This window comes from Streptomyces sp. NPDC014894 (assembly GCF_043080985.1).
Lineage (GTDB): Bacteria > Actinomycetota > Actinomycetes > Streptomycetales > Streptomycetaceae > Streptomyces.
Genome location: NZ_JBIBWD010000017.1, coordinates 58,949 through 80,799, shown reverse-complemented (window position 1 = coordinate 80,799; position 21,851 = coordinate 58,949). Strand labels below are relative to the sequence as shown.

Annotated in this window: 15 protein-coding genes and 1 pseudogene; 5 read left to right on the top strand and 11 right to left on the bottom strand. The window is 74.7% G+C overall.

Annotated features, from left to right (window positions below):
• Positions 1-66: 66 nt before the first annotated feature.
• A complete protein-coding gene (locus ACF089_RS30840; protein WP_392033750.1) occupies positions 67-2,712 on the bottom strand; it encodes an FtsX-like permease family protein in 2,646 nt (881 codons plus the stop codon).
• 768 nt (positions 2,713-3,480) lie between these two features.
• Here ACF089_RS30840 and ACF089_RS30835 point away from each other — a divergent pair.
• The 3 genes and pseudogenes from ACF089_RS30835 to ACF089_RS30825 form a co-directional block, all read left to right on the top strand.
• On the top strand, positions 3,481-4,644 hold the full coding sequence (locus tag ACF089_RS30835; protein ID WP_392033748.1) for an ROK family glucokinase: 1,164 nt from the start codon (positions 3,481-3,483) through the stop codon (positions 4,642-4,644).
• A gap of 102 nt (positions 4,645-4,746) precedes the next feature.
• Positions 4,747-5,325 (top strand): hypothetical protein, encoded by a 579-nt coding sequence (locus ACF089_RS30830; protein WP_392033745.1) that lies wholly within the window; start codon positions 4,747-4,749, stop codon positions 5,323-5,325.
• Positions 5,326-6,077: 752 nt separating this feature from the next.
• A pseudogene (locus ACF089_RS30825) lies at positions 6,078-6,707 on the top strand (histidine phosphatase family protein); the annotation flags it as partial.
• Between the two features lie 57 nt (positions 6,708-6,764).
• Here the strand turns inward: ACF089_RS30825 and ACF089_RS30820 are convergent.
• On the bottom strand, positions 6,765-9,593 hold the full coding sequence (locus ACF089_RS30820; protein ID WP_392033742.1) for an AAA family ATPase: 2,829 nt from the start codon (positions 9,591-9,593) through the stop codon (positions 6,765-6,767).
• Between the two features lie 62 nt (positions 9,594-9,655).
• On the bottom strand, positions 9,656-10,315 hold the full coding sequence (locus ACF089_RS30815) for a TetR/AcrR family transcriptional regulator (protein WP_392033739.1): 660 nt from the start codon (positions 10,313-10,315) through the stop codon (positions 9,656-9,658).
• A gap of 70 nt (positions 10,316-10,385) precedes the next feature.
• Between ACF089_RS30815 and ACF089_RS30810 the strand changes: the two genes are divergently transcribed.
• Both ACF089_RS30810 and ACF089_RS30805 read left to right on the top strand, forming a co-directional pair.
• Entirely contained in the window at positions 10,386-11,858 is a 1,473-nt protein-coding gene (locus ACF089_RS30810) for an MFS transporter (RefSeq protein WP_392033931.1), read from the top strand.
• A 151-nt stretch (positions 11,859-12,009) separates the two neighbouring features.
• The gene (locus tag ACF089_RS30805) at positions 12,010-12,609 is read left to right on the top strand and encodes an NAD(P)H-dependent oxidoreductase (RefSeq protein ID WP_392033736.1); all 600 of its coding nucleotides are present in this window, start codon (positions 12,010-12,012) and stop codon (positions 12,607-12,609) included.
• 314 nt (positions 12,610-12,923) lie between these two features.
• On the opposite strand, the gene ACF089_RS30800 is transcribed toward ACF089_RS30805, so the two are convergent.
• The 8 genes from ACF089_RS30800 to ribA all read right to left on the bottom strand — a co-directional run bounded on the left by ACF089_RS30800 (position 12,924) and on the right by ribA (position 21,577).
• Positions 12,924-13,661: a class I SAM-dependent methyltransferase gene (locus ACF089_RS30800; protein WP_392033733.1), complete on the bottom strand. Its 738-nt coding sequence runs from the start codon at positions 13,659-13,661 to the stop codon at positions 12,924-12,926.
• A complete protein-coding gene (locus ACF089_RS30795) occupies positions 13,555-14,883 on the bottom strand; it encodes a flavodoxin family protein (protein ID WP_392033730.1) in 1,329 nt (442 codons plus the stop codon). The genes ACF089_RS30800 and ACF089_RS30795 overlap by 107 nt, the downstream gene beginning before the upstream one ends.
• Positions 14,880-15,953 carry a bifunctional diaminohydroxyphosphoribosylaminopyrimidine deaminase/5-amino-6-(5-phosphoribosylamino)uracil reductase RibD gene (gene ribD / locus ACF089_RS30790; RefSeq protein WP_392033928.1) on the bottom strand — a complete coding sequence of 358 codons (1,074 nt, stop codon included), beginning with the start codon at positions 15,951-15,953 and terminating at the stop codon, positions 14,880-14,882. The genes ACF089_RS30795 and ribD overlap by 4 nt, the downstream gene beginning before the upstream one ends.
• Positions 15,954-16,003: 50 nt before the next feature.
• Positions 16,004-16,996: a formylglycine-generating enzyme family protein gene (locus ACF089_RS30785; RefSeq protein WP_392033727.1), complete on the bottom strand. Its 993-nt coding sequence runs from the start codon at positions 16,994-16,996 to the stop codon at positions 16,004-16,006.
• Positions 16,993-18,375, bottom strand: coding sequence for an SGNH/GDSL hydrolase family protein (locus ACF089_RS30780; protein ID WP_392033723.1), 1,383 nt, complete (start codon positions 18,373-18,375; stop codon positions 16,993-16,995). The genes ACF089_RS30785 and ACF089_RS30780 overlap by 4 nt, the downstream gene beginning before the upstream one ends.
• Positions 18,372-19,073, bottom strand: a complete 702-nt coding sequence (locus tag ACF089_RS30775; protein ID WP_392033720.1) for an SAM-dependent methyltransferase — start codon at positions 19,071-19,073, stop codon at positions 18,372-18,374. Before ACF089_RS30775 ends, ACF089_RS30780 begins: the two co-directional genes overlap by 4 nt.
• A gap of 156 nt (positions 19,074-19,229) precedes the next feature.
• A complete protein-coding gene (locus ACF089_RS30770) occupies positions 19,230-20,912 on the bottom strand; it encodes a WD40 repeat domain-containing protein (RefSeq protein WP_392033718.1) in 1,683 nt (560 codons plus the stop codon).
• A complete protein-coding gene (gene ribA, locus ACF089_RS30765; RefSeq protein WP_392033715.1) occupies positions 20,909-21,577 on the bottom strand; it encodes a GTP cyclohydrolase II in 669 nt (222 codons plus the stop codon). The genes ACF089_RS30770 and ribA overlap by 4 nt, the downstream gene beginning before the upstream one ends.
• Positions 21,578-21,851 lie beyond the last annotated feature (274 nt).

Here is a 21,851-nt window from a genome sequence, read left to right as displayed (position 1 = left end):
CGGCGGAGTGCGCCGGGACGTCGTGGACCGTCCTCGGTCGCGCTCCGGCGCGGGGGGAACGGATGGTCATGCGCGCGCCAGCAGAAGCGCGGTCGGCTGCCGCCGCAGGGCGGCCACCGGGACGGCGCAGCCGAGCACGGCGAGCAGGGTGCCCGCGACGACGGCGCCCGAGGCGGCCGTCAGCACCGGCTCGGTCATGCCGCCGGGCGCGAGCCGGGCGGTGAGCCCGGCGGCGAGCGCGGCCCCGGCGAGCGAACCGGCCAGCCCCAGCACCGCCCCCTCGGTCAGCACCAGCCGGGCGAGCGTGCGGTCGGTCCAGCCGGTGGCCCGCAGGGTGGCGAACTCGCCGGCCCGGTCCCGGATGTTGAGGTACATGACATCGCCGACGGCGACCGTGGCCAGCAGCGCCATCAGGGCCACGGCGGCGATGTCCGTGCCCCGGACCCGCACCGAGACCACCTCGCCCAGCAGCGATCCGGCGAGCGCGCCGTCGAAGGTGCGCACCGCCGCGACCAGCAGCGTGACCGATCCGGCCGCGATCGCCGAGGCGGCGACGCCCAGCAGGGCGCGGGCCCTGGCCCGGGTCAGATTCACCAGCGCGAGGCGGCCGACGCCGCCCACCGACCGGGCCCGGCGGCCGGTGGTCACGGCGGGCCGCAGGGCCTCCAGGGGCGCGGCGCGGGACGCCCGCCAGGCCGGCAGCAGCCCGCTGAGCACGGCGACCGCGATCGCGCCGGGCACGGAGAGCAGGGCGTACGCGGTGCTCACGCCGATGTCCAGGACCGCGGCGGCGGCCAGCGCGACGCCCACGCCCAGCACTCCGGCGGCCGTTCCGAGCACCGCCAGCTCGGCGAGGACGGCGGTGAACAGCCGCCGGGCGCTCCAGCCGACGGCGGAGAGCAGTCCGAGTTCCTCGCGCCGGGCGCGCACGGAGGCGGCGGTGGCGTTGCCTATGAACAGACAGCACACGGTCAGCATCAGCACCAGCAGCACCACGGACTTGCGGTCCACCGCCTCGGAGATCACGGCCACCACGTTCTTCTTGCTCCACCACTCCTCCAGCCGCAGCCCGGGGCGGCCGAACTCGCCCGCGGGCAGCTCCACCGTCCGCGGGGCGGGCGAGGAGCCGAGCACGATGTCGACCTCCAGGCCGGTGCGCCGGGCGATGGACTCGGCCGCCGCCCGCACCCGCTCCCGGGAGACCGCGTCCGCGCCGGTGGCGCCGGTGACGGAGACGCGCACGGCGGAGACGGGGGCCCGGGTCTGGTGGTCGGTGAGATAGCCCGCCCGGCCGAGCCAGCCGGCGGCTTCGAGGGTGGTGAGCATGAGCGGCGGCTGCTGGAGATAGCCGGTGGGGGAGACGGCGGGCAGCAGCGGCCCGCCCCCGAGCAGCTTCCGGGAGGAGTCGTCCGCGCCCACCAGCCCCGGGGCGGTGTACGCGCCCATCGGGACCCGGGCGGCGGCCTCGTAGGCGGGCAGCCGTGCCGGGTCGAAGGTCCCGACGTTCCGGCCGTGGACGGCGTGGCGCTCGATGGCGGAGGTCCGGGGCAGCAGCGGGCGGAACCAGAGGTCGCGTCCGTCCAGGGGCAGCTCGGCGGAGCGCGGCACGGTCCGCGGCCGCAGTGTGCCGTCCCCGGCCGTGGTGTACCGCACGGGACCGGCCGCGACGAGGTCGCCGACGGGGCTGAGGGTGCCGGGCGCGCTGTCGCGCAGGGTGTCGGTCGTCCGCAGCTCGGCCCGGTGGACGGTCTCGCCGTCGCTCCGCCGCCGGACCTCGGTCCGTACGGTCAGCCCGGTGCCGCTCCCCCCGGTGCGCAGCAGGGGGAGTTCGGCGGAGTCCGCGTACCCCTCGCCGCGGTCCACCGTCCTCGGGGGCCCGGGGGTGAGATAGCGGCCCGCGGTCAGCGCCCGGTCGAGCCCGAACAGCTTCGCCTCGGCCGCCGGGTCGACTCCGGCGATGACGTACGAGGCGGGGAAGGTGAAGACGGCGACGGTCGGCGCGAGGTCGTTCTCGGCGGGGCCCGTGCCCTCATGGGTGACGCCCGCCCAGGAGAGGCAGAGGACGGGCTCTTCCGAGGAGTGGAGGTTGCGGGCCGTCGGCGGCTCGTGCCGTCCCTCGCAGACCTCGGTCTCGCCGCCCGACGGCAGCCGTTCCAGATAGCGGTTGGTGACCCGCCGGTGGCCTCCGTCGAGCTTCACCGTCGGGCCCCGCCGTACGGTGATCGGATTCGGGGTGATGTAGACCCGGCGGCTGCTCTGCCGGACCGTCGACAGGCCCCGGTCGTAGGTCCAGTCGCGGGTGATCTCGAAGGAGCCCCGGGTGCCCTTCGGCAGGAAGTCGGCGAGGTCGAGGGTGGCGCGCCCGGCCGTCTGCGCGAAGCCGAGCACGGCGATCGGGGCGGCGACGCGCACGCCGCCGGTCGCGCGGATCCGGGCCAGCTGGCCGGTGGTGATGCCGCCGTAGACGTCCGACACCGCGTTGGGCCGCACCAGGCTCTGCCGTGCCTCGACCGCTCCGGCGGCGCCCTCGGGGCGCACCAGGATGTCGTACGCGCCCCGGGTGCGGGAGAGGGCGCCGAGCACATCGAGCCGGGAGGACTCCGTCGTGGCGGAGAGCACCACGAAGGAGGAGACGGCCACCAGCAGGCCCAGCAGCAGCGCCAGTGATCGGAGCAGTCGCCCCGCCAGTTGCCGCCGGACGAAGAGCAACACCCGGTCCCCTCCCGATCTCCGCGTGCTTTCGTGCTGTCGCCGGGGCCCGCCCGGTGGGGGCCGGGCGGACAGTGCCGCTCCAGCTGATCGCCCGGGCCCCGGTCCGGGGTGCCGCCGTGCTCGGAAGGGTGTCGCCGAACTTCCCGAGGGCGTTCACGGGATCCCTTCCGGTGGTCGCGCCGTTCCTCGAACGACCGGTCCCGCCCGGTGGGGGCGGGACCGGTCACTTCGGCCGCTCAGCAGAACTGGCGGGTGAACACCCATTCCCCGCAGTAGGCGTGCAGGCAGGCCGGGGGCCTGGCCATGTAGCAGCACCGCTCATGCAGGCGGTTCACGATGCACTTGTACTCCTTGTGGGAAGGGCACGCCGTTCCACAGGTGATGGCTTCGGCACTGGCCTCGGGGACCAGCTTCCGCAGTAACGCATCGCCGACTTTCCGCAGGGCGTTCATACGCTCCCTTTCTCCATCGGGGATGAAGCGGGCTGAAGTCGATCACTGGTATGGACCAGCCCGCAACGGAGTGTTCATCAATGTGATTCAGCTCACATGGGTGCGCCGGCGGGGTCCGGCCGGCCCCTCCCCGTCCCCGGCCGCCCCCCACGCCCCTCAGCAGTGGGGGTGGCAGAATCGCCCGTGGCGGGCGACGTCCGCCGCCGGCCCGGGGTGATCGACCGCATCACGTGATGGCCGGCCCGACGACACCAGGGACGACGCGAGCCGTGCGAGCACCCGCCCCCACCCGTTCCGCCGCTGTGGACCACGCCCGGTGAGCACCTACCGCGACTTCGCCCACCGGGGTTCCGCCCGCGCCACCGTCCTGCGCACCGTCGGCACCCGTGAGCGGCGCTCCCACCTCACCGCGCCCCGCGTGCCCACCGTCGGAATCGACATCGGCGGCACGAAGGTGATGGCCGGGGTCGTCGACGCCGACGGGGTCATCCTGGAGAAGGTCCGCACCGAGACCCCGGACAAGTCCAAGAGCCCCAAGGTGGTCGAGGACACCATCTGCGAACTCGTCCTCGACCTCTCCGACCGCCACGACGTCCACGCGGTGGGCATCGGCGCGGCCGGCTGGGTCGACGCCGACCGCTCCACCGTCCTCTTCGCCCCCCATCTGGCCTGGCGCAACGAGCCGCTGCGCGACGCGCTCTCCGCCCGCCTCGCCGTCCCCGTGCTCGTCGACAACGACGCCAACACCGCAGCCTGGGCCGAGTGGCGCTTCGGCGCCGGACGCGGCGAGGACCATCTGGTGATGATCACCCTCGGCACCGGCATCGGCGGCGCGATCCTGGAGGACGGCCAGGTCAAACGGGGCAAGTACGGGGTCGCCGGCGAATTCGGCCATATGCAGGTGGTGCCCGGCGGGCACCGCTGCCCCTGCGGCAACCGCGGCTGCTGGGAGCAGTACAGCTCCGGCAACGCGCTCGTCCGCGAGGCCCGGGAGCTGGCCGCCGCCGAGTCCCCGGTGGCACACAGCCTCATCGACCGCGTCGGCGGAAACGTCTCGGACATCACCGGGCCGCTCATCACCGAGCTGGCCCGCGAGGGCGACGCCATGTGCGTCGAGCTGTTCCAGGACATCGGGCAGTGGCTCGGCGTCGGCATCGCCAATCTCGCCGCCGCCCTCGACCCCTCCTGCTTCGTCATCGGCGGCGGGGTCAGCGCCGCGGACGACCTCCTCATCGGGCCCGCGCGGGACGCCTTCCGCCGCCATCTCACCGGCCGCGGCTACCGGCCCGAGGCCAGAATCGCCAAGGCCCAGCTCGGCCCCGAGGCCGGCATGGTCGGCGCCGCCGACCTCGCCCGCCTGGTCGCCCGCCGCTTCCGGCGCACCAACCGCCGCCGGGTCGAACGCCATGAGCGGTACGAGCGCTACGCCCAGGCGCTCCGGAACTCGGCCTCGCCCCGCAGCACCGCCCAGGAGCCGTAGACCACAGCCCCCGGGCCGGGCGGGTCCGGCCCGCCGGGCCCGGCGGAACCGTACACTTCGGTTCAGACCGTCCCCCGGAACCGCCCAGGAAACCCCGCAGTCATGACCGTGCCGCGCCAGTCCGCCCCGACGGACGAGAGATTCCGTCCCCCCGAGGGCCGACGGAGGATGATCGTCCGCCGCTGGCTCACCGCGATCATCATCGTCCTTCTCGTCGGCATCCCGGCCGGCTATCTGGTGATCTCCGCCGAGCAGAGCCGCGAGAGCGGCCGGCACAAGGCGAGGGAGTCCTCCGCGAGCGGGCTGCGCGACAAATGGCCGTCCCAGATGAAACGGCGCGTCTTCGAGGTGCCCATCCCGATGAAGTCGACCGACGTCGCCTACTTCGAGACCAGCAACTGGAAGACCAGCAGGCTGTACGTGCAGTTCACCACCACGGCCGCCGGGCTCGACGGCTTCCTCGAAGGAGTGGGATCCGGACGCGGGGAGCTGACCGACGGCGAGATCACCGTCGATCCGCGGGACGCCGACACCGTCGGCTGGGACTTCACGGCGGACGGCGTCTCCTGGACGGCCACCCGCCAGACGAACCCCCGCCCCCGCCCCAGCCAGGACATCACCGTCGACCTCACCGACCCGGCCCGGCCCACGGTGTACGTCGTCTCCACCGCCAACCCCTGAGCCGGCCGGGCCCGCGCGGCGGTCGGCGCTCCGGGGGATTCCCGTACGCTCCGCCGAGCGGTTCCCGCCGCTCGTGAACGGCGGGACGCTCCGGACGGCTCCGTCCATTCCTCCGGCCGTGAATTCCTCGCGGTCTCCCGGGGGTACGGACACCGAAGTCTTATGTCCCCGCCACCGAAGTATTGAGGGAATTCCTCGCCCGGCGGATCGCCGCTGCGGCATGATGTGGCCCATGAGCGTCCGCACCGGGCGCCTTCGACGGACGCTTTTACCGAGCCCTTTCACCGAGCCCTTTTACCGATCCCCTTTCACCGGGCCCTTTCAGCGGGTGCTCTCACCGGCCGAGAACGGGCTCGGGGGGCGTCCGCCGCGGCATCGCGGCGGGCCGGTCCGCCGCCCGGAGCAGCGGGAGAATCCCGCTGAGCGGCCCTGCGCGAGGGCAATGACGGCATTCGGCCGCCGCCCGCGCCCAGAGGAACGTGCGCCTGTACACAAACGCGCCCGCGTGAAATGGATCGCCTGCGGAGCGATCGCGTTCACGTCCGGAAAAAGAATGCACCGGCCCTTCCCGAGAGCGCTCCGCCGCCGAAGCGCCGTCCGGCTGCGCGAAAAGAGCCACGGGAACGGACGAGCGGACCCGAGGAGGAATCTCCATGACGCAGCCGAGCCCCACCGCCCACGCCGGCGGACCGGACATCCGGAGCGACGCGCACGGCACGGCCGCCCCGGCCACCGGCTGGGGCGCGTCCGATCCAGCGGGCGCGCCCGCGACGACGTTCTTCCTGCTGCGGCACGGGGAGACCGCGCTGACGCCCGAGAAGCGCTTCTCCGGCAGCGGCGGCTCCAACCCCCCGCTCTCCCCGGCCGGACAGCGCCAGGCCCGGGGCGCGGCCCTCGCCTTCGCGGCGCGGGGCACGATCCAGGCCGTCGTCAGCTCGCCCCTGCTGCGGTGCCGGCAGACCGCCGCGGCGGTGGCGGGCCCGCTCGGCCTGGAGGTCCGGGTGGAGGACGGGCTGCGCGAGGCCGACTTCGGGGCGTGGGAGGGGCTGACCTTCGCCGAGGTGCGCGAGCGCCACCCCGAGGACCTCGACGCCTGGCTGGGCTCCGCCGACGCCGCGCCCACCGGCGGTGAGACCTTCGCCTCCGTCGCCCGCCGCGTCGGCGCGGCCCGCGACCGGCTGATCGCCCGGTACGCGGGCCGGACCGTCCTGCTGGTCAGCCATGTGGCGCCGATCAAGACCCTGGTCCGGCTCGCCCTGGACGCCCCGCCGAACGCGCTGTTCCGTATGGAGCTGTCCGCCGCGTCCGTGTCCGAGGTGTCCTACTTCCCCGACGGCCGGACGTCCCTGCGCCTGCTGAACGACACCTCGCACCTGAACTGACCCGCCCGCCGGGCGCCCGCCGTCCGGGCCGGCCCGGCGGTCCGCCGCGCCGGCCCGCTACGACGAACAGGGCATACGGTCGCCTCCCGTGTCCGAGCGGACGCGCGCGGACGGGGGCGGGGCGGCCGCGCCGCCCGTCACCAGCGAGAGATCGCGGCGATTCGAGATCGACAGCTTCCGGTAGACCCGGCTCAGATGCATCTCCACGGTGCGCCGGGTGACGTACCTGCGGTTCGCGATCTCCTTGTTGGTGAGGCCCTCGGCCGCGAGCAGAGCGGTGCGGCGCTCGGCCGGGGTGAGGGACTCCAGCCCGATCTCCGTGTCGCGCCGCGGTCTCGCGCCCGCCTCCGCCAGATCCTGGCCCAGCTCACGGACGAGCGCACGGGCCCCGCACTTCTCGGCCAGCGCCATGGCCGCGCGCAGACACTCCCGCGCCTGCCGGGCCTTTCTGGTGCGCAGCAGCTCGCGGCCGAGATCGCGCGAGGCGCGGGCCTCGTCCAGGGCGGCGCCCGCCTCCCGGAGGAGGTCGACCGCCTCGCCGAGGACGGCCGCCCGCCGCTCGCCGCGCGTCAGCAGCCCCTGTACCCGCAGAGCCCTGCCGATGGGGTGCGGCGCGCCCCAGCCGCGCGCCAGGACGAGTTCCTCCTCCACCAGCCGCTCGGCGACGGCGTGGTCGCCGAGATGGGCGTGGATCAGGGCGGCTTCGGAGCGCCAGGGGTACGCGGCGGGGTTCGACCAGTCGCGCGCCCGCAGCCGACGGCCGCACTCCTCCAGATCGGCCAGCCCCGCCTCGGCCCGCCCCGTCGCGAACCGCAGCCGCCCCCGGTGGAACAGCAGCGCGGGAACCAGCGCCTCCGGGAGGGGAGTCCGGTCCTCCAGGAGCAGCCGCCGGGCGCCGTCGAGATCGCCGGATTCGAGCAGGACGCCGCCCAGCGCGCAGCGGGCCAGCGCGGAGCCCAGCCACTCGCGGCCGGGGGCGAACTCCCCGGCCGCGCGCGCCGCCTCCTCGGCCTCCCGGAGGCGGCCCATCCGTACGGCGCACTCCGCGAACACCGCGCGGGCCAGCGCCGCCATGCTTCCGGAGCCCTCGGCCGTCGCCTGCTCCAGGATCGCGCCGCACGCCTGCGCCGCCTCCTCGTACTCGCCGGCGTGCGACAGCGTGAGCGCCAGAAGGAGGCGTACCCCCGCGTGCGCGTCGACGGACTCGACCGGTTCGCCGAGGCCGAGCCGGGCGAAGCGCACCGACTCCTCGCGGCGCTCCGCGGCTCCCTGGGCCTGCACGGCCGACAGGGCGGCCCGGGCGCGCCGGATCCAGGGGGCGGCGGCGGCCTCCGTGAGCGCCGTCGTGGGCGGGACCGGCGCGCGTCTGCCGTCGAGGAGGGCGAGCAGACCGCGTACGGCGTCGGTGCCGGCCCGTCTCGCGGGCTCCGCCGAGGCGGGCTCGCCGGCCGCGGTCTCGTGCTCCACGACCCGCAGGGCCTCCGCGGCGTCGCCGGTCAGCCCGATGGCCTGGACCAGGTCGACGAGCGCGGCCGACCGCCGTTCGCCGGGCTCCCGGGCGAGGTCCAGGGCGCGGCGGAACACGGCGACCGCGGCGGCGGGGTCCTCGGCGAGTTCGATGCGGCCGAGCCGCCGCAGCAGTCCCGGCTCCTCTCCCGGTCCGCACTCGTCCAGGCAGCGTTCCAGACAGGCTCTGGCGCTCGCCGTGTCGCCCTCGGCGAGCGCGGCGTCGGCCGCGTCGAGCAGCAGCCGGCAGGACCAGGTGCCGGCCACCGGCTTGGCGCGGAGCAGATGCGCGACGATCTCGTGCCGGGGGGCGGCCAGGTCGTGCAGGGTCTTGGCGGCCTGGGCGTGCAGCCGGGACCGCTCGCTGGGAGGCATCGCGGTGAGGAACGAGGCCCGGATCATCGGCCGGCAGAATCCGATGTGGTCCGGGGTCTCGTCCAGGACCCCGCAGCGCACGAGCGTGTGGAGCACGTCGGCGGCCGTCGCGCAGGGGATGCCGAGAAGATCGGCGACCACCTGGGGCGATTCGACACGGCTCATGATCGCGATGATGTCGAGCACCCGGCCGGCCCCGGGGAGCCACTCCTCGAAGCGGGCGACCATCATCTCGGCGATCTCCGCCGTGCCGATCTCGGCGACCCGCCCGGCGGACAGCTCGGCGGGGCCCACGCCGGTCCGCCGCATCTCCCGCAGCAGCGCCCGCACCAGCAGCGGGTTGCCGCCGGTGGCGTCGTGGCAGGCCCGGGCGAACTCCGTGCTCGCCGGGGAGCCGAAGGTGGACGCCAGCAGATAGCCGACGCTGTCGACGTTCAGCCCCTGGAGCACCTCGCGCCGGTGGAACTCGGAGGCCACCTGGGCCAGCGGGGCCGTGCCGGGCAGCCGCTGATCGGCCTCCTTCACCTCGGAGTGGTCCCACGCCAGCGTCGAGACCAGGGCGACGGGCTGTCCCTCCAGGCTGTTCATCAGCTGGCCGAGCCAGTGCAGCGAGTACGGGTCGGTCCAGTGCAGATCGTCCACGACCATCAGCACCGGAGCCCGCGCGGTCAACTCCGCGACCAGCAGCTGCGCCTGGACCGGGGCGGCCTCGGCGGCCTCCTCCGCGCCGCCGGCCCCGCCCCGCGCGCGGGCCGCCCCGACGGCGTCCGGGAGCTGGTCGTGGACCTGCCGCAACAGGCTGTACGGAAGGGTCCGTTCGGACTGGCGGGCACGGGCGAAGATCACCTCGAATCCTCTGCTCCGGGCCGCTCTCAGGGTGGATCGCGCCAGATGGGACTTGCCGGCGCCGACGGCTCCCTCCAGCAGGAGACTGGCCCCCACTCCGAAAGCCGCGGAGGCCAGAACCTTTTCCAGGGCGTGCAGTTCGAAATCTCGGCTGAGCAAAGCACCACTTCCTCGCCTCGTAGCCGGGGATGAACCCGGCGCGCCCGAACGTTGACCCGCGATCAGATGCTGTCCGCGCCCCCGTTCCGGGAGCGCCACTGCTCGGTGGCCACCCCCGCCAGGACCACCTCGACCACATCCTCCGCGAGCGTGGCCGTGACGGGAAGGTGGGCGAAGAGCACCCGGTAATAGGTGGTCGAGGCCAGCATGTCCAGCAGCAGATCGATGTCGGCGTCGGCGCGGATGTCCCCCCGGCGGATCCCGCGCCGCAGGGCCTCGGCCGTGGAGGCGCGGCGCGGGTGGAAGAACTCGTCGAGGAAGGCCGACTCCAGTTCCGGGTCGTCGGCGAGGTCCGCGACGAGGGCGGGCAGGGTGCGCCGGCCGACGGTGGTGGTGAACGCCTGGCTCAGGGTGCCGATCCCGGCGATGAGGTCGCAGTGGGTGCACCCGGTGTCCGGGGTGGGCTGGGTGCCGATCGTGGTGGCGAGCGCGTCCACGACGAGATGCTGCCGCGACTGCCAGCGGCGGCGCAGGGCCGGCTTGCTCGTGCCGGCCCGGGCGGCGACCGCCTCCAGCGTCAGATTGGCGTAGCCCGTCTCGCTCAGGATCTCCATCACGGCGCGCGGCACCGCCGCGTCGATGCGTTCGTCCCGGGGCCTTCCCGTGCGCTGCCGTGCGGCCGGTCGCGTGGCGGCCGGGGCGCCGCTCGGGGTGTTCACCATCACACCAGTATAGGTATGCTTCCGTTCCGTGCCACAACGGAACGTAAATATCCCTTGAGGAGTGACCACCATGTCCCAGGACGTCCACGAGACGACGGAAGGCCCCGGCGGATTACCCGCACCGCCGGACGCCGCCGAACCGAACCCGGCGGAGAGCGTCTTCGGCGGCCGGTACCGGGCGCTCACGCTGGGCGTCATCCTGTCGGTCGGCATGGTCGCGTTCGAGTCGCTCGGCGTGGCCACCGTGCTGCCCGACATCGCCCAGAAGCTGAACGGCCTGGGAGCCTACGGCTGGGGCCTCTCCGCGCTCATGCTCGCCAACATCATCGGCACCGTCATGGCGGGACGCTCCGCCGACCGGGTCGGCCCCTGGCGCGCGGCGATGGTCGGCATGGCCGTCTTCGCCGCGGGCTGCGCCGTGGCCGGAGCCGCCGCCTCCTGGCCGCTGTTCCTGCTGGGCCGGTTCCTCCAGGGCCTCGGCGTCGGAGCCGTCATGGCCATGGCGTACACGGTGATCGGACTGGCCTACCCCCAGCATCTGCGGGCGCGGATGTTCGCGCTGCTCTCCTCCGCGTGGACCATCCCGTCCCTCATCGGACCGGTCCTCGCCGGAACGCTCTCCGACCACACCACCTGGCGCGCGGTCTTCCTGCTCATGCTGCCGCTCATCGTGGTCGCGGCCGTGCTGACCCTCCCCGGGCTGCGCAAGCTCGACCGCCCCCGGGACACCGCCGCCCGGCCGGCCGACGCCCCCGCCCAGCCCTGGTGGAAGGGGCCGCTGGCCAACGCCGTCCTGCTCACCGCGGGCACCGGCCTCCTCCTCCAGGCGCTGCTGCTGAAGAACATCGCCCTGCTCATCCCGCTCGCCCTCGCGGGCCTCGTCATCGCCGTGCCCGCACTGCGCCAGGTCACGCCCAAGGGCACCCTCGGCGCGCGCCCCGGACTCGGCGCGGGCATCGTGATCCGCGGCCTCCTGTGCGGCGTCTACTTCGGCAGCGAGGCGTTCCTGCCCCTCGGCCTGCAGGAACTGCACGGCGTGAGCGCCGCCCAGGCCGGCCTCGGACTCTCCGCAGGCGCGATCACCTGGGTGGTGGGCTCCGCCTATCAGGCCAAGCGGAGCGGCCGGAACCCGGGCAGCCACACCGGCAGCGTCGCCCTCGGATTCATCATCCTGCTCGCCGGCGTCGCGATCATCACCCTGACCATCCTCCTCGACGCCGTCCCGCCCTGGATCGCCGTCGTGGGCTGGGGAATCGGCGGCTTCGGCATGGGCATCGCCTTCAACGCCGCGACCACCGAGACCATGGGACAGGCGCCCGCCGAGCGACAGGGCGAGGTCAGCGGAGCGCTCCAGCTCGCCCAGACCCTCGCCACCGGGCTGATCGCCGGTCTCGGCGGCGCGGCCATCGCCATCTCCCAGCACTACGACGCCGGCATCCGCACCGCCCTCTTCGGAGTCTTCGCCCTCACCGGAGTACTCGCCCTGGCCGGAGTCCTCCTCGCCCGGCGGCTGCGCCCCGCCTCCGGCGCCGCCGACGCCTAGCGGGCGGTCCGACCGGCGGGCGCCGACGGCACACGGCGCCCGCCCGGTCTCCACGGGGGCGGGACGGGGGAACCGGATCCCCCGTCCCGCCCCGGCGGCGGAGCGCCCGCCGCCACCGTCCGACCGCACGGGTGACGAGGAGGACAACGCCGTGAACGTCGTACACATGCTGGGTCTCTGCGCCCCGGCCCCGGCCGATCCCTTCGGCGAGACACTGCTGCGCGCGCTCGTCGCGCCCGGTCTCACCGGCCTGCGGCTGGAGATCTGCCCGGCCCCGCCCGATCTGCCGCCGCACCGCGAGGTCCCGCCCTCCGCGCTGCCGCCCGGGGCGCGGGCGCTGCGCCGGAAGGCGGCCGACGCGGACGCGCTGCTGCTGGCCGTGCCCGAGTCGCAGTCCCTGCCGCCCGAGCCGCTGCTCACGGCCCTGGACTGGCTGGCCCGGCCGAGAGCCGGATCGCCGCTGATCGGCAAGCCGGTCTCGGTGCTGACCACCACACCGGACGCCGCCGGACACCCTCCGCCGCCGACCGAGACCGAGCGGATCCTGCTCGGCACCGGATGCGAGATCGTCGGGCCGCGCACGGTCACGGCCCACGCCGGGGCGGTCCTGCGGAGGCGGGCGGGCGGCGGCGTGTTCATCGCCGATCCCGCCTCGGCCATGCGCCTGCTTCTGCACATCCGCCGCACCTCGGCGGCGGCCCGCGCCGCTTCGTACCCCCTGTCCGGGGAGGATTTCCGCCCCTGGTCCTAGCCGCGGGTACGGATCCCTCGGCGGCGCGGTGCTCCCGTACGGGTGACCCGCGCCGGATTTCGCGGTGGGCGGCGGCGCTCGTACGGGCGCCCGGGCGCTCCCGCCGTGCGGGGTCCCGGCGGCGACGGCGCGCGCACGAGCCTACGCGCGCACGCGCCTCCGAGCGTCCGGGCGCGCGGCCGTCCAGGCCCACGGCTCTCCCGGCGCGCGCGGAGGCGCGTCCCCCGCTCCGAAGCGGAGGGACACGCCCGGCTCGCATTTTGGCGAACGCCCGTCCGCCGGGGAGCCGGACCGGCTCCCCGGCGGACGGGCGTTCAGGCGCGGCAGCGCAGCATCACCAGGGGCGGGTTGGCGAGGAAGTCGGCCCAGAACTCGCTCCCCAGCTCCCGTACGCCCTCGTCCGGGACCTCCAGCGGCACCCAGGTCACCGGGCCGAAGCCGGCCGCCCGCAGCGCGTCCTCGTAGACCTCGGCGCGCGGGTAGTTGGTGATGAACTCGACCGGAGGGTCGAGCAGCGCCGTGATCCGCACCCGGGGACCGATCCGGCCCTCGCCCACCGGCTCGTAGCGGAATCCGTACGGGCTCGTGGGCGGCCCGTCGAAGCGGAAGCCGGGCGCCTGGGTCAGGACGAAGAACTCCGCGCCCGGGGCCAGGCTCCGGTGCACGCTGCGGCACATCCGCTCCATCGCGGCCGCGTCGTCGGCGTAGTTGAGCAGATAGACCGCGGTCGCGAGGTCGAAGGGGCGCTCGGGCGGCGGCAGTTCCGCCGCGTCGGCGACGGCGTAGCGGACGCCGAGCGGGGCGCGCGCCTCGATGCCCCGGGCCGCGGCCACCATCTCGCCCGAGACGTCGACCCCCAGCACCTCCGCCGCGCCCAGCCGTTTGATCTGCCGGGTGTAGAAGCCCGTTCCGCAGGCCAGATCGAGCACCGACCTGCCCCGCACATCACCGAGCATCCGCAGGAAGCTGCCCCGCTCCGGGTAGCGCGCCATGGGCAGGGTCTTGAATCCCTCGTAGGACTCGCCGATCTCGTCGTACTGCAGCTGACTCATCCCTCAGCCCTCCCAGGCTCTCGTCGAGGCGGTCGTCCACGACCGCCCGGTGGTCGTCGACGGCCGCGCGCCGCGCCGGGCCCGCCGCCGGCCGGCGCAGCAGATCGCCCGCGAGCGCCGTCCGGCGGCCCTGGTACGCGACCGCCGCCAGGGCCTCCCGGGTCGGCAGGGCCCCGGCGGTCATCGGGTGCGAGGTGCCGTAGGGGTTCCCGCCCGCCTCGAAGACGACCGGGTCCGTGAAGCCCGGCGGCACCACCACGGCCCCGCTGTGCAGCAGCGCGTGATGGAAGGCCAGCAGCGCCGACTCGCCGCCCGAGTGGGCGCGCGCGGCCGTCACGAAACCCGACGCGGGCTTCCCGGACAGCGGCCCCGGCCGGTCGCCGGAGTCCAGCGACTGGACGAAGCGCAGCAGCGACGCCGCCATACCGCCCAGCCGGGCCGGCGCGCCGAACACCACCGCGTCCGCCCAGGCCACGTCCTCGGCGGTGGCGACGGCCGCCGCGCGCGCCGGACGCCGCTCCGAGGCGACCCGTCTCAGCCGCACCCGCGCGCCCACGGACCGCGCGCCCGCCGCGCACTCCTGCGCCAGGAGCCGCGCCGGCTCCTCGTCGGCGCAGTGCACCACGGTGACCCGGACGGGCCGCTCCTCGGCGGCCGCCGCGTGCCCCCGGTGCACGCGGGCGGTGAGCCCGGTCAGCCGATGGCCCAGGAGCCGCGCGGCGTCGCGTTCGGCGCCGTCCGGACCGTCCGGCCGGCTGTCGACGGACAGACCGTACGGATTGCCCCCCGACCGCCCGAAGGCCGGGGCGAACGGATCGGCCCCGACCACCCAGGAGCCCCAGTGGTACGCGGTCTGATGGAGCGACAGCAAGGTCGCCTCACGCCCGCCGTGGGTGCAGGTGGAGGAGGTCATACCGGTCACCACCCGGTCCGACAGCAGCCGCCGCCGCCACAGCGGACTGGTGGAGTCCAGGAACCGCTTGAAGGGAGCGGACACATTGCCGAAGTACGTCGGGGTCGCCAGCACCAGCCCGTTCGCCCAGAGCACGTCGTCCGGCCCGGCGACGCGCTCCGGCCACTCGACGCCCGCCGCCTCCTCGTCCGCCACCCGCAGCAGCCGCACCTCGCCGCCGGCCGCCCGCACGCCCTCGGCGGCCGCCCGCGCGAGCGTCCGCATGGAGCCCCGGCGGCTGTGGTGGACGACCGCGATCCGCGGCCTCACTCCGTCCCCCCGGGCAGCCGCCCGGTGCGCAGGACCAGACGCACGTCGTCGCCGACGCGCCGTACCTCGTCCAGTTCCAGCCGCAGCCCCTCGCCCAGCGTCCGGGCCCCGAACCCGTCGAGCACCGGCCGCCCGCCCGCGCCCAGCAGCAGCGGGGCCACATAGGCGACCACCCGGTCGAGCAGACCCCGGGCGGCGAAGGCGGCCGCCAGCCGGGCGCCGCCCTCCAGCAGCACCGAGCGCAGCCCCCGCGCGTACAGCTCGTCCAGCAGCCCCGCGATGTCCAACAGGCCGTCCACGACGGCTGCTTCCAGCACCTCGTGACGGTCGGGCAGCTCCGGCTTCGGCGCGCCCCGGCCGACGACCACGAGGGTGCGGGCCGCGTCGTCCAGGACGCGCGCGCCGGACGGGACGGAGCCGGTGCGGTCCAGCACCACCCGCAGCGGCGGGCGGCCCGGGACCCCGTGCCGCAGACCGAGATGCGGGTCGTCGGCGCGCAGGGTCCCGGAGCCCACGAGCACGGCGTCGTGGGCCGCGCGCAGCGTGTGCGCGTCCTCCCGCGCCGCCCGGCCGGTGATCCACCGGGACGTTCCGTCCGGCGCCGCCGACCTGCCGTCGAGACTGCCGCCGAACTTCCAGGTCACACACGGCCGGCCGCGGCGGATCGCGGTCAGCCACAGCTCGTTGCCGCGCTCCGCCTCCGCGCGGAGCACCCCGGGGACGACCTCGACGCCGGCCTCGCGCAACCGCCGCGCCCCGCCCGCGGCGTCGGGATTCGGGTCGGGCACCGCGTACACCACCCGTGCGACGCCCGCGCCGAGCAGCGCCTCGACGCAGGGGCCGGTACGCCCCTGGTGCGCGCACGGCTCCAGGGTGACCACGGCGGTCGCGCCGCGGGCCCGGCCGCCCGCGACGGCCAGGGCCTCGACCTCCGCGTGCATGTGCCCGGCTCCCCGGTGGAAGCCCTCGCCCACCGGATTGCCCGCCGGGTCGAGGACGACACAGCCCACGACGGGGTTGGGGCCGGTGCGGCCGAGCGCGTTGGCCGCGAGCGCGACCGCCCGGCGCATGGCGGCCTCCTCGGCGGGCGACGCCGTCGTCGTGTCGTCGCTTGGGCCCGTCACGGCGTCTCCGCCAGCCGGAAGCCCATCGCGTAGATGTCGCGCTCGTACCAGCCGTGCCGCCGGCGGCAGCGCGCGAGGTCCCCGAAGCGGGTGAAGCTGCCGCCGCGGGCGATCCGGTACGCGCCCCGGGTGAGCGCGAGATCGTCGGCGACGTCCACCCCGCCGGGGTACGGACGGTAGTCGTCCGCGGTGAACTCCTCGACGTTGCCCGCCATGTCGTGCACGCCGAACGGCGAACGCCCCGCCGGGTGCACGCCGATGGGGGTGGTGGCCAGCGGGCCGTGCTCGACCGTGTTGGCGCGGTCGGCCCCGAACGCGTCGCCCCACGGGAACTCCCGCCCGCCGGGGCCCGCCGCCGCGTACTCCCACTCCGCCTCGGTCGGCAGCCGGAAACGCCGGCCCGTACGGCCCGAGAGCCAGTCGGCGTACGCGTCGGCCGCCTCGGCGGACACCGTCCACACGGGGTGGTTGCCGAGCTGCTCCGGAAAGCTCCCGAACCGCCAGGAGGTGGGCAGCGGGGTGCTGCCGGTGTCCTCGGCGAAGCGCCGGTACTCGGCGTTGGTGACCGGGTGGAGCGCGATGCGGAAGGCGGCCAGCTCCGTCTCGTACACGGGGCACTCCTTGGCGATCCACTCCTCCTCCACGCCCGCGTGCCGCCAGCGGGCGGCGACCTCCCCGGCCAGGCCGGGAGGGAGGCCGAGCCGGACCCGGGCGGCCGGGACGTCGGCCATGGGCGGGTCGTCCGGGCGGATGCGCGGATCGCCGACGAGACCGAGCACGGCACCGGCGGCGCAGCGCCGGGAGAAGGACTGCTCGGGGTCCTCCGCCACCGAGACGAGGGTGCCGGGAGGGGCTCCGAGGAGGTCGCGGTGTTCCCGCAGCGGCCAGGGGTCGCCGCGGCCCACGAAGGAGTCGGGCAGTCCCATCGCCGCTCGGTCGGAGAGGGTGTTGGGGTTGGCCAGGACGGTGGTCGGCGGGCTCGCGGTCACCTGTGCCTCCGGGCGTCGGTCGGGACGGGGTCCGCGGACAGCGCCCCGGTGGGCACGGCGTCGGCCAGGGCGCGATGGCCCGCGTCGTTGAGGTGGATGTGGTCCCCGGCGTCGAAGCCCGCCCGGACGCGCTGCGGGTCGGCCGGGTCCCGGACGGCCAGGTCGAAGTCGGCCACGGCGTCGAAGTCGGGGGAGGCGCGCAGCGCCGTGTTGAGCTCGGTGCGGGCCCGCTCGGCGTCGGCGGTCCACAGCGGCGAGTCCTTGAACGGGGTCAGCGTGCCGACCACCACATGGACGCCCCGCGCGCGCAGCCGTCCGGCCAGGGTGCGCAGTCCGCGCAGCACCTCGTCGGCGCTCGCGCGCGGTGTGAGCTGTAGGTCGTTGACGCCTTCGTAGAGCACGGCGGCGCGCACCCCGGACTGGTGGATCACATCGCGGTCCAGCCGCCCGAGGGCGCTGGTGCCGCGCTGCGGCCGGTCGGTCTCCGAGCCGTCGCGCAGCACCCGGTTGCCGCCGAGTCCCTTGTTGACCACGCCGAGGCCGCGCGTCGCGGGGTCCAGGGCGAGCCGGCGGGCGAAGGCGTCGGTCCAGCGGGCGTTGCCGTCCTGCGTGGTGCCCGATCCGTCGGTCTGCGAGTCGCCGAGCGCGACGACGGATCCCCGGTTCCGCGGCCCCTGGACGTCCACTCCGGTGAGGAAGAACCACGAGGTCTCGGTACGGGAGAAGGCGGTCCCGGCCGGGTCCGCCGCGTGGTCGCCGTGCCCGGAGACGTACGAGCGCTGCTGGGCCAGCCAGTGCCAGCTGGCGGGCCCGGTCGGCTTCGGGAGATGGACGCTGACGAGCAGATTCGCTCCGGCGGGCACGGGGAAGGGCACCGGGTCGCTGATCTTCTCCGTCCCGGCGGGCAGCGTGGTCGCGGCGGCGCCGCCGTCGAAGGTGACCGGCCGCAGACTGCCGGGCGCGGCCGCCGGCGAGGACCCGGACGCGGGCAGGGCGACGGTGGTGCGGCCGACGGCCAGGGGCTGTGCTCCGTACGCGTTGGACAGCCGCAGGCGCAGGCCGTCGCCGCCGATGGAGGTGTGCACCACCATGCGTACGGTCCGGTTGTCGAAGCCCTCCCGGGAGAGGCCGTCGGGGGCGGCGGGCGCGGGTGCGGTGCCCCAGGAGCCGGCCCAGCCGGCCGTGGCGGGCCCGCTTCCGGCGGCCGTCGCGGACCCGCTGTCGGCGGTCGCGGAGGACGGCAGGAGCAGGGCCGCCGCGGAGATCAGGGCGAGCGCTCCGGCGGCCGCGCTCCGGCGGCGGACGGTGCGCCCGGGCCGTGTACCGCCGCCGGCCGGGGCGGGGGACGGCGGGAGCCGGCGCGGGCGGGCGGCGCTCATCGGGCGTCGCCCGGCGCGGTGGCGCGGAAGGTGCCGACCAGGTATTCGAGGCCGGCCGTGCCGCGCGGCACCGGCCGCAGATCGACCGTCTCGAAGCCGCGCTCGGTGACCAGGCCGGTCAGCTCCCCGGCGGTGAACTCCCGGTAGAGACGGCTGCCGCCGTTGACGTAGAGCCGGCCCGCGTCCGTCGCCGACCGGAAGACGGAGACGGTGAAGAGACCGCCGGGCCGCAGCAGGGCGTGGATCCGGTCCAGATAGCCGGGGTAGCTGTCGGGGTGCTGATGGTGCAGACAGCCGTTGTCCAGCACGGCGTCGTACTCCGCGACGCCCGTCAGCTCCGTCGCCGAGGCGGTGAGGAACCGTGCCCGGCCGGGTCTGCGCGCGGTGATCGCGCCCCACTCGGGGGAGGCGACGAGGTCGATCCCGGTGACGCGGTGCCCCCGGTCGAGGAGGATCTCGGCGTCGAGACCGCGTCCGGTCCCGATGTCCAGAACATGCGCGTCCGGGGTCGCGCCGAGCGCCCCGAGCAGACACAGCGGGGTCTCCCGCATCGCCCGCTCGTCGGTCCACACGTCGCGTCCGCGGGCGTAGTGGTCCTGGAAGTCGAAGAGGAGCGCGGCCTCGTAGGCGGCCACGTCGAGCGGCGGGGTCTGCGCGGGAACGATCGTGTACTGGTCGGCGATGCGATGACTTTCCATACGGTCCTTCAGTCCTGTCCTCGGTGAGAGGGCGGCGGGAGACGACGGGCCCGGACGGGGGCGGCACGGCCGGGGCGGGGCACGGCGGAGCCGCGCACGGGTGCGGGCACGGCGCCGAGGGGGCGAGGCGGTCGCGCTCCCCCCGGCGCCCGCGGCTCAGCCGCCGACCGTGTACACCTGTCCGTCGTAGGACGCGGCGGCGAACACCTTGCGCTCCGCGTCGTACGCGAGCGAGGAGATGCCGGCCGTGGTGGGCCGGACCTCGGTCCAGGCGCGGTTCACCCGGTCGTACAGCGCGACCCGGCCGTTGTAGCTGCCGGTGGCCACCAGCCGGCCGTCGTCGGACGCCGCGACGCACTTGATGGAGTGGGTGTGCGGCGTCTCCAGGGTCTCGGCGCGCTGCTCCGGGTCCCAGATGCGCAGGGTCAGATCGCGGCTGACGCTGGCGAACCAGCCGTCGCCCAGGCCCGCGCACCCATTGGCGATCTTGTCGTGCACGTCCTCCAGGGCGGCGACCTTCTCCAGGGTGGAGATCCGGTACCAGGTGGCGGAGGCGTCGGCGGCCACCGAGAAGATGAGATCGCCGGAGACCGCGACGCCCTTGACGGCGTTGACGTGCAGCGGGAGATCCTCGATGTGCTCGGCGCCGTCGCCGCCGAGCCGCAGCAGCAGCCCTTCCCCGGTGTAGGTGCCCACGACCGCGTACCGCTCCCCGTCCCTCTCGAAGGCGGCTCCGCAGTTCAGCGGCGACCGGTGCTGGTACAGCTCGCGCCCGGTCAGCGCGTCGAAGACCTTGCCGAGCTGTCCGCCGGAGAGGACCAGCGGGCCCAGCGGGGTGAGGAAGTTGCAGAGGCTGCCGGTCCGGGCGATCAGTTCGCCGTCGCGCCGCACCAGCCCCGCGTCGCCGACGGTGAGCGTGGTGCCGTCCGCGCCGGGCAGCACGGCGTTGACGCCGATGGTGGCCGCGACCTCGGCGGTGTCCCAGGCCCGGGCCTCGTAGTCGTACCCCCGGTAGCTGGCGCCGAAGGTGGCGAAGACCAGCCGCGAGCCCCCGGCGAACGCGCAGGAGCGGGGCCACACATCGTCCGGCAGCGCCGTGGTGTCGCGCAGCTCCGGCTTCCCGGAGGAGACGTTCCACAGCCGCATGGTCCGGTCGTAGCTGAGGCTGACCAGCAGATCGCGGGCGCCGTCGAGCACCAGGCGCTTGATGCCCGCCTCGTGCGCGGGGACGACGGTCCGCCCGTCGGGCTCGACGACGATGATCTGTCCCTCGTCGTTGCCCGCGAAGATGGTCCCGCTGCCGGAGATGGCGATGGTGTCCGTCTCCACGCCGCCCATGTCCAGATCGGCGATCATGCCGCCGGTCTCCAGGGACCAGCGCTTGATGGTGCCGTCGTCGCTGGAGGAGATCAGCTCGTCCGCGCCGCGCGCCCACTCGACGGAGATGACGTCCGCCGTGTGCCCGGCGAAGGTGGTGACGAGCCGGCCGGTGAAGTCGTAGACCCTCACCCGCCGGTCCCGGGACGCGGTCGCGATCAGCTCCTTCGTCGGATGGAAGACCGACATCTCCACGTCGTCCTCCTGGTCCGCGAAGACCGCGACCAGACGCAGATCGGGGACCGTCCACAGCCGGGCCGTGTAGTCGCTGGAGGAGGTCAGCAGACGGCGTCCGTCCGGCGAGAACAGGCACTGGTTGGCCAGATGGTCGTGGAAGGCCCGGGCCAGCGCCCGGCCGGTGCCCTGGTCCCAGCAGATCACCTGGTTGTCGTACCCGGCGGTGGCGACATACTCGGCCCGCCAGGCGGCTATGCCGCTGATGGGCCCTCGGTGCTGGATCATATGGACTCTCCCACGAGCTGGATGGTGTGCCCGCTGAACTCGACCTTGGCGCTGAGATAGCCCTGGTTGCGCTCGGTCCGGAAGATCCCGGTGGGGATGACCTCCTCGACGGAGACGCCGTAGGAGGCCATCTGGTCGACCTTGTCCGGGTTGTTGGTGAGCAGGCCGATACGGGTCACGTCGAGCGCGTGGAGCATCTGGGCGGCGGCGCGGTAGTCGCGCAGATCGTCGGAGAAGTCCAGCTCGCGATTTGCCGCGAAGGTGTCGAGCCCCAGCTCGTCCTGCACCCGGTAGGCGTCGAGCTTGTTGTAGAGGCCGATGCCGCGCCCCTCCTGACGGAGGTAGAGCAGAATGCCGCCGGACTCCGCGGTCAGCCGCAGCGACTCGCCGAGCTGGGGTCCGCAGTCGCAGCGGGTGGAGCCGAACACATCGCCGGTCAGGCACTCCGAGTGGAGGCGCACCAGCGGGACGGAGAGCAGGGGCGCGAAGACGACGGCGATGTGTTCCAGCCCGTCGCAGAGCCCGGAGAACGTGATCATTTCAGCGGTGCGGCTCGTACCGTCCGCCAGGTAGACGGGCACCTCGACCCGGGCCCGGATGTGGCCCGGAGGGTCCGATGCTTCGGGGATCGACGGCTGGTTCCCGCCAGTGGGCGTATTGAGCACTGGGTTCGTCCTCCCGTGGAAATGGCGCGCCATGTCAGCTGGTAGCGCCATGCATGAGCGACAGCTTGCACGGAGGCGACCGGCGGCACAGCACGGTCCGGACCGATACCAGGACCGAAATGTTTTGCCGCGCCGACCGAATACACACGGGGGTACGGTCCGGGCCTTCACGGCGTCGGGCGGCTGCCCGTCCACGGCGCCCGGCGCCTGCTCCACCAGGGGGTTTCCACAGTTCTGGGCCGGGCGGCGACCCGGCCGCGGGCCGCCGCCGGGC

What these genes read in the sequence shown, in the direction of transcription:
- ACF089_RS30815 (WP_392033739.1), bottom strand. Translation starts at nt 10,315, where the DNA reads ATGGTGAACACCCCGAGCGGCGCCCCGGCCGCCACGCGACCGGCCGCA.
- ACF089_RS30775 (WP_392033720.1), bottom strand. Translation starts at nt 19,073, where the DNA reads ATGGAAAGTCATCGCATCGCCGACCAGTACACGATCGTTCCCGCGCAG.
- ACF089_RS30810 (WP_392033931.1), top strand. Translation starts at nt 10,386, where the DNA reads ATGTCCCAGGACGTCCACGAGACGACGGAAGGCCCCGGCGGATTACCC.
- ribD (WP_392033928.1), bottom strand. Translation starts at nt 15,953, where the DNA reads ATGCGCCGGGCGGTCGCGCTCGCGGCCAACGCGCTCGGCCGCACCGGC.
- ACF089_RS30780 (WP_392033723.1), bottom strand. Translation starts at nt 18,375, where the DNA reads ATGAGCGCCGCCCGCCCGCGCCGGCTCCCGCCGTCCCCCGCCCCGGCC.
- ACF089_RS30830 (WP_392033745.1), top strand. Translation starts at nt 4,747, where the DNA reads ATGACCGTGCCGCGCCAGTCCGCCCCGACGGACGAGAGATTCCGTCCC.
- ACF089_RS30800 (WP_392033733.1), bottom strand. Translation starts at nt 13,661, where the DNA reads ATGAGTCAGCTGCAGTACGACGAGATCGGCGAGTCCTACGAGGGATTC.
- ACF089_RS30770 (WP_392033718.1), bottom strand. Translation starts at nt 20,912, where the DNA reads ATGATCCAGCACCGAGGGCCCATCAGCGGCATAGCCGCCTGGCGGGCC.